This is a genomic window from Streptomyces sp. NBC_00162 (assembly GCF_024611995.1).
Classification (GTDB): Bacteria; Actinomycetota; Actinomycetes; order Streptomycetales; family Streptomycetaceae; genus Streptomyces.
In genome coordinates, this window is record NZ_CP102509.1 from 7,259,764 (window position 1) to 7,272,662 (window position 12,899).

Below are 12,899 nucleotides of genomic sequence, written 5' to 3' on the forward strand. Positions count from 1 at the left end.
CGGTGAACTCCTTGAGGCTGCTGCGCTGTGCGCACCGCGGACCGGTCATGAACGTGCAGCCGATCATGAGCGTGCGGCGGGCCCCCGGACCATGCACAGCGCATGAAGATCGTGTGACAGGGGGCCCGGCCCGGTTCTTCCGGAGCGGCGGGCGGGCGACATTGGCCACGTCGGAGCCGCTATGAGAGGTGGGAGAGGTTTTGCCGATCGAGATTGCCGGGGCCGGGTCCGGGGCCGGGGACCTGGCGGGGATGAGCGCCGGCGGGCACGGTGGGTCGTGCTGCGCCCCTCGCGGCGCGCCGCCCGCGGCCGCCGACCGCAGGCCGCCGGGACCGTCGGCGGTGCTGCCCGCGTTCCGCATCCGCGCGACCACCGAGACGGTGGCGCTGCCCGGCGGCACGTTCCGGATGGGCAACGAGGACGGGAGCGCGAACCCCCTCGACGGCGAGGGGCCGGTCCGCGAGGTGACGGTCGCCCCCTTCCGCATCGACGTCCATGCCGTCGGCAACCGCGAGTTCGCCCGCTTCGTGGAGCAGACCGGATACCTCACGGTCGCGGAGGGCGCCGGCTGGTCGTACGTCTTCGCGGGACTGATCGAGCCGGAGCTCGTGCTCGCCTCACCCGCCCCGCCGGGCACTGCGTGGTGGCGGGCGGTCGAGGGTGCCTCGTGGCGCAGCCCGTACGGTCCCGGCTCCGTGCCAGAGCCCGGGCATCCGGTGGTCCACGTGGCGTGGCAGGACGCGAACGCGTACGCCGCCTGGGCCGGAAAGCGGCTGCCGACCGAGGCGGAGTGGGAATATGCGGCGCGCGGCGGGCTCGACCAGGCGCGCTACCCGTGGGGAGACGTCCTCGCCCCCGGCGGGGTCTGGCGCTGCAACATCTGGCAGGGGGAGTTTCCGCTGGTCAACACGGAGGAGGACGGCTACCTGGGCACGGCGCCGGTGGACGCGTACGAGCCCAACGCATACGGGCTGTACAACACCGTCGGCAATGTGTGGGAGTGGACGGCCGACGAGTTCGCTCCGGGCAGCGGTACGCGGGCGATGCGCGGGGGCTCGTACCTGTGCCACGACTCGTACTGCAACCGGTACCGCACCGCGGCCCGGACGGGCAACACCGAGGACAGCAGTACGGGCAACGTGGGGTTCCGCTGCGTGACCGCGCCCTGAGCGGGCGGCGGCCCGGCGAGCCTGACCGCAGGCCGCCCGGGGCCAGCACCCGGCACCTGGCTTTCCGCACGGAGACGAGTGACGACGGCTGAAATCCGACCCCGCAATCGTGTCCACCGCAGCCCGACGGCTATTCGCCAGGACCCGCTGAATTGAGCCAAGCCTGTAATCCATACCACCTTGAATTCCCCTTGAGCCGCTCTGGGGATCGAATTCAGAAACGCATCAGCAGCGTGATCGTCAGGCAACTGTCCTGCTAAATTGACGGATTCATGAACTGTCGCTTGTGATAGACATGAACGAATATGCGAGACAAAGGGACTGACTCGACCTCAGCCATCGCATGCATGACGCGCGTGCGCAAGCCGCGAACCCACCCACCGACATCGACAGCGAGGGAATTACCTTGCCCGCACACCAGAAGCTCTACCTTCGCCCGTCCGTGGTGGCCCAGCCCCTCCTGCACCGCTGGTACGCGTGGCCCTATCTGCTGGCACCCCACACCGGCGCACTCAACCTGCGGGACCGTCTGCTGCCGATCGTGGACAGCTACTTGAAGGCACCTCACCTCCACGATGCGGTCAATTCGGACCCACACCGCTACGGCGCGCCCTTCCTCGACCCCCAGGGCGCCACCCACGACGAGGTCCAGGCGGCGCGCGAGACCATGGCCAAGGGAGGCGAGGCCAAGCTCCAGCTCGCCGACGACATAGACGAACTCCGCGCCCTGCTGCGGGAGAAGGCAGTCGGCGGGCCGATGGAACCCCTCTATCCCTTGGTCCCCCACTCCCTGCGCGGGCGGGTCGAGCTCGTCTACGACACCGCCCATAAGCCCACCTTCCGCTTCTTCGAAGCGCTGATGTACGGCTCGCCGGCGTACGAGCGCGACGGTCAGTGCGTCTCCCTCACCGCCGCGGCGAGCCCCCAGCCCTTCGTGTACAGCAGTCCCGTCCTCCCACGCCCCGACCGCCTGGACATCGATCTGCCCTTCGACTCCCCGCTGTGGAACGACCTGTTCGAGGCGCGCCTCGACCCCGTCGACGTCCCGCACCTCGCGCAACGCCTCGGGGTCGCCGATGCCGACCTCCCGGCGTTCACCGCGCTGTTCCACGACGTGCCGCCGGCGCAGCACACCCCGCCCGCGCCCGGAGACGTCCGGGTGCGGTACCTCAATCACGCATCCGTGCTGATCGAGACCGGCACCGCGTCCGTGCTCCTCGACCCGCTCCTCGGCTACACCGACGACGGCTACGAGCACTACACCATCGAAGACCTCCCCCGGCACATCGACGCCGTCGTCATCAGCCACTTCCACTCCGACCACTTCTCGCTGGAGACCCTGCTCCAACTCCGCACCCGCATCGGCACGATCGTCGTTCCCCGCGCCTCCGGCGGATCGCTGCCCGATCCCAGCCTCAAGACCATGCTCCAGGCCCTCGGCTTCTCCAACGTCCAGGAGCTGGCCGAACTCGAGACCCACCGCGTGGCCGACCACGTCGAAGTCACCGCCCTCCCCTTCGTGGGCGAGCACGCCGACCTCGACATCCGCACCAAGATGGTGCCCCTCGTCCAAGCCGGCGGCCGCAGGTTCCTCTTCGCCACCGACATCACGCCGCTCGAGCCCGCCCTGTTCGACAACATCCCCGGCCTCACCGAGACCCCTCTCGACGCGCTCTTCATCGGCCTCGAATGCGTCGGAGCCCCTCTGAACTGGCTGTACGGGCCGATGCTGGAAGGGAAGCTCTCCCGTGAGCACAACAACGGGCGCCGCCTCAAGGGCAGCAACGCCGCCCAGGCCGACCAGCTCGCCCGGCAGCTGGGCGCCCGTCACGTCTACGCCTACGCCATGGGCCTCGAACCCTGGCTCAAGCACCTCACCGGCTCCGAGTACGACCCCGAAGCCGAACAGGTGCAGCAGGCCGGCGTCCTCACGCGGCTGAGCGCCGAACGCGGCATCACGGCCGAGCTCCTGCGCGACCGGGCCGAGCGCACCTGGCCCGCCGTCGACCCGGCGAAGCCGTAGGTCCGAGCGGTCGTCCGTCCCTGCCGTGCCCGTCGTAGATCCTCTTGGGTGGTGCGTACATGCAGAACCACGCCGGGCGCCGGAGCGCGCCTCTGCGCCGCTTCGGCCCGCCGAGTACGGGCCCGACCGCGCATCAGGACCAGGGTGCCGCAAGCCGCGCCACCCTGGTCTGCTTTCCGAGCGCGGGCGCCGGAGCGACCGGCTTCGCGCCGTGGCGCAGGTTGCTGCCCGAGTGGCTCGACCTCTACGGCCACGTCGGACCCGGGCGTGAGGAGCGCAGCCGGGAGACGCCCCTGAGTTCCGTGGAGGAGCTGGTCGACGACGTGCTGCCGGACGTGCTCGCGCTCCCGGACCCGCTGGTCCTGGTCGGGCACAGTTTCGGCGCGGCCCTGGCCTACGAACTGACGCACCGGCTGACCCTGGCCGGCCGCCCACCGATGCGGCTGGTGGTCCTCGCGGCGGTCGCTCCGGGGGCGACGGCGTTGGAGCCGCCCAAGAACGATCACGAGATCGAACTGCTCTGGAATCAGCTGGGTGCCAACAGTGCCGGTCTCAGCCGCCCCGGCTTCCGCGAATGGCTCTTCCCGGTGCTGCGCGCCGACTTCACCGCGCAGGCGGCCTACCGCCCGGCCCGCCCCTCGTACATCACCACGCCGGTCACGGTGATGTACGGAGACGAGGACCAGGTCGTGACGGCCGAGGAGGCGGCGATCTGGCGGACTCTGTGCTCGGGTCCGTTCGAGGTCGTACCCGTGCCGGGCGGTCACTTCTTTCCGCAGGCGGAGCGGGCGGCGACGACCGGCGCACTGGTGCGTGCACTCGAGCGGTAATAGAGGGCCATTCGATCGGTGGCGGCTACGCTATTCGAATCTAGAATTGACAATGATCCGGCAGGGGACGTTTGTTGATGAACCATGACGATCCAAGGACTCTGACTTTCCTCTTCGAGGAATGTGTCAGAAGATATTCGGGGCATACTGCCCTGGAATTCGAAGGTGAATCTTTGAGCTACGGCGAGCTGAATCGCCGGGCAAACAGACTGGCCCACCACCTGAGGGATACCGGCCAGGTCCGCCCCGATGACCGGGTGGCGATTTTGGTCCGGCATCCCCTGGACGTGATCATTTCCATGCTGGCCGTCCTCAAGGCCGGCGGTGCCTATGTCCCCCTGGACCCCGACAACCCGCCGGGGGTGACCCAGCGGATCGTCGAGGACGTGGCACCCAAGGCCATGGTGATCGAGTCGTCAGCGGCCGCCGGCGCGATGTACTTCAACGGCGAGCTGTTCGTTCTGGACGTCATGAGCGCCGCCCTGACCACCCCGGACACCGACCCCGAACCCGCGGCCACGCCCTCCGACCTCGCGTACGTGATCTACACGTCGGGGTCGACGGGCAGGCCCAAGGGCGTGGCCGTCGAGCACCGTGCGATCGTCCATACGCTGACGTGGCGCAATTCCTATTACGGTTTCGGTCCGGAGGACGTGACGCTGGCCATTCCGCGGCCGTCCTTCGACAGTGCCGTGGCGGACACGTTCTGCGCCCTCACCTCCGGTGCACGTCTGCTGCTGCCGCGCCGGGACCGCATCACCGACCGGCATTACCTGACCGGCCTGATGGAACACGGGAACGTCACCCATTTCCTGATCACGCCGATGCTGTACAAGCGTTTGCTGGAGGGCATGGAAGCCGGGTCGGTGACGTCCCTGCGGTGCGTCACGATCGCCGGTGAATGGTTCACGCCGAGCCTGACCCTCGAGCACTACCTGCGCCTGCCGCAGGTGGATCTGTACAACGAGTACGGGCCGTCCGAGAACGCGGTCTGCTCCACCGTCCACCGCCTCGCCGCCACCGACGAGCGCGTCCTCATCGGCAGGCCGATCGAGAACACCGAGGCGTTCGTCCTGGACGAGGACGGTCAGCCGGTGGGGCCGGGCGGGATCGGCGAGCTCCACCTCGCCGGGGCGGGCCTGGCCCGCGGCTACCTGGGCGACCCCGAGCTGACGGCACAGCGCTTCTTCACCCCGGCCGCGGCCCCCGCCGCCGGCAAGCGCGTCTACCGCACCGGGGACATCGTGCGACAGCACGCCGGCGGTGACCTGGAGTTCATCGAGCGCCGTGACGGCCAGGTGAAGATCCGGGGCCGACGGGTCGAGCTGGGTCAGGTGGCCCAGGTCCTGGCCCAGGACGCGACGGTCAGCCACGTGCACGTCCTGCGCCACGTCACCGAGACCGACACTCCGCTGCTGGTCGCCTTCGTCCAGGGGTCCACCGGGCAGGACGTCGACCGGCTGCGCGCGACGGCGCAGGAGAACCTCCCGGACTACATGGTCCCCTCGGCCATCATCCCGGTCGACACGGTGCCGCTGACCGGCAACGGCAAGGTCGACGACAAGGCCCTCATCGCCCTGTACGAGGGGACGGTCGGCCGGCGTGCGGCGGGTCCGCAGCCGGGGAGCGAGGCCGAGGCGGCGCTTCTGGAGATCTGGCAGGAGCTGTTCGCGCCGCTGCCCATCGGTCTGGACGACGACTTCCTGGACCTGGGCGGCGACTCGTTGAGTGTGATGGACCTGCTGGCCCATGTGGAGCAGCGGATCGGGGTCCAGCTTGAGGTCTCGGACCCCTACACGGACCGGACCATCCGGAGCCTGGCCCTCGTGATCGAGGACCGACAGAACGACAAGGTGGGAGCAAAGTGAGCAGGCAGAGCGGTACCGATTCCATTTTCGGCGGTGTCGACTACGACGTGGTCATCGCGGGCGGAGGCCTGGCCGGGCTGACTCTGGCCAAGCAGCTCAAGGACGCGCAGCCCGGGCTGTCCGTCCTGGTCTGCGAGCGCGAGCGCTCCCCGATCCCGCTGTCCGCGTTCAAGGTCGGCGAGTCCTCGGTCGAGGTGGGCGCCTACTACTTCTCCCACGTCATCGGCCTGTACGACTACCTGGAGGAACAGCACCTGGAGAAGCTGGGGCTGCGCTACTTCTACGGCGGCGGCCAAGGTCTCCAGGACGAAGCCGAGTTCGGTGTCAACCGCTTCCTGCCGGCGAAGTCCTACCAGCTCAACCGCGGCTCCCTGGAAGAACACCTGCGCGTGATCGTCGAGGGTGCCGGGGCCGTGCTGACGCAGGGCGTGAAGGTCCTGGACATCGAGCTCGGTGAGCAGGACGCCCCCCACAAGGTCACGTACCAGGCCATCGACGACGACAGCGCGCAGCCCGCCACCGTGACCTGCCGGTGGGTCGTCGACGCCACGGGCCGGCACCGCCTGCTGCAGCGCAAGCTCGACCTCACCAAGCGGTACCCCAAGCCCCACAACTCGGTCTGGTTCCGGCTCGAAGGCCGGCTCGACACCGACGAGGCGGTCGGCCCCGAGCACTCCGGCTGGCACGACCGCATCACCGAACCGCGCTGGCACTCCACCAACCACTTCATGTTCGAGGGCGGCTGGGTGTGGGCCATCCCGCTGGCCCCCGACCACACCAGCGTCGGCATCGTCGTGTCCGACGACCTCCACCCGGTCACCAAGTTCAACCGGATCGAGAAGGCGATCGACTTCGTCGTGGAGCGCGTGCCGGGCTTCGACCCCGCGATCCGCGAGCTGCCGGTCCTCGACTTCCGCGTACTGAAGAACTACAGCCACTCCTCGCAGCAGGTCTTCTCGCAGGACCGCTGGGCGTGCGTCGGCGACGCCGCGGTCTTCGCCGACCCCTACTACTCCGTGGGGTCGAACCTGATCGGCTACGCCAACAGCTTCGTGACCGAGATGGTCGGCCGGGACGTGAAGGAGTCCTTCGACGAGGGCTTCGTGCGGTACGCCAACCGCTGGTTCCTCTCGCTCGCCGAGGGCCTCACGATGAACATCCAGGGCTCCTACGCCTTCCACGACAACGCCGTGATCATGTCGTTGAAGACGATCTGGGACTACTACGTCGGATGGTCCTTCTCCGACCCGCAGTTCTACGGGAAGACCTTCCTGGACGAGTCGGCGAGCACCACGCTCAGCGCGCTCGGCGCGCACGCGGTGGCGACCCAGGGCACCATCATGAACCTCTTCCAGGCCTGGGCGCGCAGCTACCGCGGCGTCTTCGCATTCGACTACATCGACTACTACGACGACGTGCCCACGCTCGCCCGGCTCTTCGAGCAGAACCTGCCGGGTGACGAGATACCCGCCTTCGGCACGGTGCTCACGAGCGTGCGCGACGGTCTGGAGCGCATCGAGGAGCTGGCCCACGTCATCTTCTACCTCGCCCTCGAGGACGCCCTTCCCGAGAGCCTCGAAGAGATCCGCTCGCGGGGCTGGCTCAACGTCTCGGCACTGAGCCTGGACCCGGAACGCTGGGAGCAGGACGGACTGTTCGCGCCCAAGAGCCGGCCGAGGCTGGACGAGGTCAACGCGCTGGAGAAGGAGCTGCGGGCCCTTTACCGCACCTCGACGCCCGCCGGACGGTAGATCACCGCCCACTCACCCGGGCGGGCTCCGGGTGAGTGGGCGAGCATCTCGAGTCTCAATCCAGCGCTGCTTGAGCGGTGTTGCGGGCCGCCCGGTGCTGTCGTAGCGTCAAGTGCATTGAATGCCTCCGGCGTCGGAGCCAGCCGAGGTGGGCGACCCGCATGTCACCACCGTCGTAGCCGCGCCCGAAGAGCAGCCCCACTCCTCCGCCCCCTGTTCAGCAGCTGGCGCAGTCCGACTTGCGTGCGCCGGCCGGAAACACCTCCCGAAGGGCTCATCGCGTTGCGTCACTCATCGACATCGGCTGATTCGATCTACCCGCGGCCGCTTGAGGCCTACGGATGGTCCCCTGAGCTCGACGACCAATTCGCCTCCGTTGCCGACGCCTCGTGGGTGCCCGGCCGGGTCATCCGCGTCGACCGGGGCCGCTGCGACGTCGTGATCGCCGACGGCGACACCGAGGTGACCGTCGTCCACGCCGACACAGGTCCGGTCGCGGACCCCGACCCCATGAAGATGCCCTGCACGGGCGACTGGGTGGCGGTCCGGGCCAGTGCGGCCGGCACGTACGTCCAGGCGCTGCTGCCGCGTCGCACGGCGATGGTCCGCTCCAGCGCCTCGCAGCGCTCCGAGGGCCAGGTGCTGGCCGCCAACATCGATACCATCGGCGTCGTCGTGGCCCTGGACACGGAGCCGGACCTCGGCCGGATCGAGCGGTTCCTCGCCCTCGCGTGGGAGAGCGGAGCGCAGCCGGTGATGGTCCTCACCAAGTCCGACCTCGCGGAGGACGCGGAGAGCGTCCGCGAGACGGTCGAACAGGCCTCGCCCGGGGTGGACGTCCTGGTCGTCAGCGCCACCACCGACGACGGCATGGACATCCTCGCGGCCGTTCTGACGGGGACGAGCGTCCTGGTCGGACAGTCGGGCGCGGGCAAGTCCACCATCGCCAACGTACTGCTGGGCCGCTCCGTGATGGAGACCCAGCAGACCAGGAGCGACGGCAAGGGCCGCCACACCACCACGACCCGCGAGCTGATGCCCCTGCCGGGCGGCGGTGTGCTGATCGACACTCCCGGTATTCGCGGCGTGGGCCTGTACGACGCCGCAGACGGCCTCCAGCAGACGTTCTCGGAGATCGAGCTGCTCGCCGAGGACTGCCGGTTCCGGGACTGCGATCACGTCGCGGAACCCGGCTGTGCGGTACAGGAGGCCATCGAGGACGGCATGCTGCAGCAGCGCCGCCTGGACAGCTACCACAAGCTGATCCGGGAGAACCAGTGGATCGCCTCGCGGAGCGATGCCCGCCTGCGCCAGGAGCGCCTCAAGGCGCTGAAGACGCAGGGCAAGGAAGGCATGGCCAACATGATCGCGAAGCGCGGCTGACGCGAGGCAGCGGCCTGGCCGGAGTACCGGGCGCCCGAGTTGCGGGCCGCCCGGTACTCCGGCCTGAACAAGTGCATGGGCACCCTGTGGTGTCAGCGGTGACCCGCGTACCGGCTCGGCCACGGCCCGGCGGTGCGCGGTCCGTTCGCGTCCCACCTCGGTGACGGTGTGCCCGCACGTGCCCGATGCGGTGTTCGAAACCCATGGCGGTCCACACGCCGTGGCGAACGCCGCTTGGCCGACGGGCAGTTGTCTTCATTCGTCCTCGAGCAAGGAAACGTGCCCATGACGTCCGACTCTGTTGTGCCCGCCACCACGATCCGCCCCCGCCGCACGGGTGCCGCGCAGTCGGCGCGGGCCCACGCCAGACTCGCGCTGACCGAGGCCGCCGTCGACGGCCTGGCCAAGGTCTCCGGCGGGCGCCCCCTGGAGGAACTGGTCGCCCTCACCGCGGCGACGGCAGTGGTGGTCGGTGCGGCGGAGCACACCGACGAGCCGGTGGTGGCCGTGTCCGGCCCGGCCGGGCCGGTACTGGCCGGGATCGGGCTCGCCGCCCGGTCCACCGTCGGCGATCTGATCCGGGCCGCCGACTCGGCACTGCGGTCGGCGCCCGTGGTGGCCGGCGAGGAAGCGGCGCTCACCGGCGCGGTGCTGGTCCGCTCGGCCCGGGTCGGTGCCGGCCCCGCTGCCCGTGCGTCCCGGCGGGACGTCATCGAGCTGAGCCTGACGGAATCCGGTGCGGACGGCGTACGCGAACTCGTGGCCGAGGCCGGACCGGATCGCGCCGAGACATGGTTCCTGGAAGTCCTGCTTCGGTCGGTGTCCCGGGTCCTGGCCGGATTCGCCGATCCGCACGGCCCCGCCGCCGCGTTGCCGTCGGCCGCGGCGGACGATGTGGCGGCGGCCACCGCGCTCGGCCGGCGCGGCTTCGAACCCCAGAGCGTCCCCACGACGCTGACGGCGCCGATCGAGGAGACGGTCCGCGCGTACCCGGACCGTACGGCCGTCGTCGCCGGCGCCGAGACCCTGACGTACCGCGAGTTCTGGCAGGCCGCGCAGGCCGTGGCGGCGCGTCTGCACGCGGCGGGCATCGGACGGGGACACCGGGTGGGGGTGCTCACCGGCAAGACGATCCACGCCGTGCCGGCGATCACCGGCACCCTGCTCGCGGGCGCGGCGTACGTTCCGCTCGACCCCAGGTCACCGGCCTCGAGGCTGGCCGAGATCCTCGACGACGCCGAGTGCGGAGCGGTCCTCGCCGCGCCCGACCTGCTCGCCGGGCTGCCCGCCGGCCTCACCGCCCCGGTGATCGACATCCAGGCCGCGGCCGGCGGCCCCGCCGTCGAGCCCGCGACGGGCTGGTCCGGGCCGCTCCCGGACGACCTCGCGTACGTGGTGTACACCTCGGGGTCGACCGGCAGGCCCAAGGGCGTGGAGATCCGGCACCGTGCCATCGCGAGCTATGTGCACTGGAAGGTGCGCAACCACGGGCTGGACCTCGACACCAGGATGCTGCAACTGCCGTCCTTGGCCTTCGACAGCTCGGTCGCCGACCTGTTCCCGGTGCTGGCCTCCGGCGGGCGCCTCGTCCTCGCGGACACGCACCAGCTGCTGCCGCGTCAACTGGCCGAGCTGGCGCAGCAGCACCGCATCACCCACCTCACGAACGTCCCGAGCCTCTACCGGGTCCTGCTGGGCGAACTCCCGCGTGCCGCGGCCTCACTGCGCGCCGTCACGGTCGCCGGCGAGGCCACGACGCCCGATCTGGTGCGCCGCCACCACGAACTGCTGCCCGCAGTACGGCTGATCAACGAGTACGGCCCGACGGAGAGCTCGGTGGGCGCGACCGCGTTCGACCACGGCACGGACGCCGGACCGGGCCTCCCGATCGGGTGGCCCGTCGCCAACACCGTCGCCACCGTGACCGGCGGCGACGGCCGGGTCCTGCCGATCGGATTCGTCGGAGAGCTCAGGCTGGCGGGTCACGGCCTCGCGGACGGATACCGCAACCGGCCGGAGCTGACGGCGGCGGCGTTCGTGGCCGACGCCGGGGCGCCCGGGGGACGGAGCTACCGCACGGGGGACCTCGTCTGGTGGCGTCCGGACGGAATGCTGGAGTTCACCGGGCGGGCCGACGACCAGGTGAAGATACGCGGCCACCGGGTGGAGCCCGGTGAAGTGGAGAGCGTGCTGGGACTGCTCCCGGGAGTCCGGCAGGCGGCGGTCGCCGTGGTGAGCGGCCCCGACGGCGCTCCGGCGCTGGCGGCCTGGCTGGAAGCCGTGGACACCACGGTGGAGGAGATCAGGGCGGGGGCCAATGCCGCCCTGCCGCCCGCGATGGTGCCGACCTCCATCACGCTGATCGACGAACTGCCCCGGATGGTGAGCGGCAAGATCGACCGGGGCGCCCTGGTGCGTCTCGCCGAGACCGACGCCGCCCCGGCCCCCGCGCCCTCCCCGTCGCGGACGGGAGCGGGAGGCGACGAGCTGGAGGCGAAGGTCGGGGCCATCTTCGCGGAGGTCCTCGCCTCCGGCCCGATCGGTCCCGACGGGGACTTCTTCGAGGAGGGCGGGCACAGCCTGCTCGCGATCTCCGTGATCGACGCCATCGAGAAGGAGCTGGGAGTGAGCATCGACATGGGTGACTTCTTCGACACCCCCACGGTCCGCGAGGTCACCCAGCTGATCCGGAAGGCCAAGCCGGACCACGAGGCGTAGCGGCGCCGAGACGCCACGCACTGTGCCCGGGGCGCGAGCGCCCCGGGCACAGTGCGTGGCGTTCCGCTGTGCGGTCGCCCGGACAGGTTCTAGCCGATCAGGCGGGAGCCGACGGACCGGCGCATGGCACGGGACTTGCGGAGGTCGTGGGTGACGTTGACCCGCTTGAGCCAGCGGTCCGTGCCGTCGTAGCGCGCCTCGAACGCACTGCGGCTGTGCACCACCCGGTGGTTGTTCATGAAGACACAACTCCCGGCCTCGAGCGGGCAGTCGGTCAGGCCGGCGTCGAGCAGCTTCGCCGCCGCCGCGAGGGCACGTACGGCCTCGGGGTCGTCCTCGGGCGCCGACATGTGTGTCGCGTCGAAGCACAGCAGGGGGTGGGCCCGGGAGCCGGTCAGCACGGGCACCGGGCCGAGCCCGTCGATGAGGCGCGCGATGTTCTCGAAGACCAGCCGGTCCTCGTCGGTGCGCACCGTGTTGTTCTCCGGCAGGTGCGACTTGTCGGGAACGATGTGGAACCGGCTCTGGAACAGGACGTCGAGGACGTCCTGCGGCAGTTCGGAGAAGTCCGCCTCCGCGACGGTCACCGGCACGGCGTCGGGGTTGCGCAGCGCCGACAGGATGATGTAGTCGGCGCGGTAGGGGTGGAAGGCGTCCTCGGTGTGCAGGGTCAGCGGTGTCTTGCTGCCCGTGCCGAGCAGCTCGTGCTCGTACTGGCGGATCGGGAACACGTCGTTGACCAGGTGCCCGTCCTGCTGCGTGGCCCAGCCGAAAGGTTCGCCGAGCAGCGAACCGTAGAGGAGGACGAGGATCTCCTCGGGCAGTTCGTGGTGGATCCGGGTCTCGTCCTTCCAGTGCGCGGGCGTGGGCCCGATGCGCTCGTCGTCCACGAGATGGCCGTTGACCGCGCAGAAACCGCGGGCCTGGTCGAGGGAGAAGGCCCGCAGAAAGCGCCGGACCCGGACGGGCAGCTCGCCGGTGAGCAACGGCAGGTCCTGGAGCAGCCGTTCGTCGTCGGCCGCGCGGTACTGCCCGGCCAGGCGCAGGGTCAGTTCGGACACCTGCCGGGCCTCGGCCGCGGTCAGCCGCAGCTCTGTCCCGGTCCGGGGCTCGATAGACGTCGTCATGGTTGATCTCCTCATGTGCGGGGGCAACAG

The 12,899-nt window shown here is 70.1% G+C and carries 8 protein-coding genes; 7 read left to right on the plus strand and 1 reads right to left on the minus strand.

All coding sequences use genetic code 11. From position 1 onward, the window contains the following. Nucleotides 1-251 precede the first annotated feature (251 nt). From JIW86_RS33590 to JIW86_RS33620, 7 genes are all read left to right on the plus strand, one after another. Nucleotides 252-1,169: a formylglycine-generating enzyme family protein gene (locus JIW86_RS33590; protein ID WP_257559533.1), complete on the plus strand. Its 918-nt coding sequence runs from the start codon at nt 252-254 to the stop codon at nt 1,167-1,169. Between the two features lie 406 nt (nt 1,170-1,575). Beyond that, a complete protein-coding gene (locus JIW86_RS33595; protein WP_257557666.1) occupies nt 1,576-3,192 on the plus strand; it encodes an MBL fold metallo-hydrolase in 1,617 nt (538 codons plus the stop codon). Nucleotides 3,193-3,251: 59 nt separating this feature from the next. Then, nucleotides 3,252-4,022, plus strand: coding sequence for a thioesterase II family protein (locus tag JIW86_RS33600; RefSeq protein WP_257557668.1), 771 nt, complete (start codon nt 3,252-3,254; stop codon nt 4,020-4,022). A gap of 77 nt (nt 4,023-4,099) precedes the next feature. Further along, entirely contained in the window at nt 4,100-5,890 is a 1,791-nt protein-coding gene (locus JIW86_RS33605; RefSeq protein ID WP_257557670.1) for an amino acid adenylation domain-containing protein, read from the plus strand. After that, nucleotides 5,887-7,641: an NAD(P)/FAD-dependent oxidoreductase gene (locus tag JIW86_RS33610; RefSeq protein ID WP_257557671.1), complete on the plus strand. Its 1,755-nt coding sequence runs from the start codon at nt 5,887-5,889 to the stop codon at nt 7,639-7,641. Before JIW86_RS33605 ends, JIW86_RS33610 begins: the two co-directional genes overlap by 4 nt. A gap of 282 nt (nt 7,642-7,923) precedes the next feature. Further along, nucleotides 7,924-9,024, plus strand: coding sequence for a ribosome small subunit-dependent GTPase A (gene rsgA / locus JIW86_RS33615; RefSeq protein WP_257557672.1), 1,101 nt, complete (start codon nt 7,924-7,926; stop codon nt 9,022-9,024). Nucleotides 9,025-9,309: 285 nt separating this feature from the next. After that, on the plus strand, nt 9,310-11,742 hold the full coding sequence (locus JIW86_RS33620; RefSeq protein WP_257557673.1) for a non-ribosomal peptide synthetase: 2,433 nt from the start codon (nt 9,310-9,312) through the stop codon (nt 11,740-11,742). Nucleotides 11,743-11,831: 89 nt separating this feature from the next. Here the strand turns inward: JIW86_RS33620 and vioC are convergent, their stop codons facing one another. Continuing rightward, on the minus strand, nt 11,832-12,869 hold the full coding sequence (gene vioC / locus JIW86_RS33625; protein ID WP_257557674.1) for an arginine beta-hydroxylase, Fe(II)/alpha-ketoglutarate-dependent: 1,038 nt from the start codon (nt 12,867-12,869) through the stop codon (nt 11,832-11,834). Between the last annotated feature and the right edge of the window lie 30 nt (nt 12,870-12,899).

Excerpts from the sequence above, each read along its gene's own strand:
- JIW86_RS33605 (WP_257557670.1), top strand. The coding sequence starts at position 4,100 with ATGAACCATGACGATCCAAGGACTCTGACTTTCCTCTTCGAGGAATGT.
- JIW86_RS33590 (WP_257559533.1), top strand. The coding sequence starts at position 252 with ATGAGCGCCGGCGGGCACGGTGGGTCGTGCTGCGCCCCTCGCGGCGCG.
- JIW86_RS33600 (WP_257557668.1), top strand. The coding sequence starts at position 3,252 with ATGCAGAACCACGCCGGGCGCCGGAGCGCGCCTCTGCGCCGCTTCGGC.
- vioC (WP_257557674.1), bottom strand. The coding sequence starts at position 12,869 with ATGACGACGTCTATCGAGCCCCGGACCGGGACAGAGCTGCGGCTGACC.
- JIW86_RS33620 (WP_257557673.1), top strand. The coding sequence starts at position 9,310 with ATGACGTCCGACTCTGTTGTGCCCGCCACCACGATCCGCCCCCGCCGC.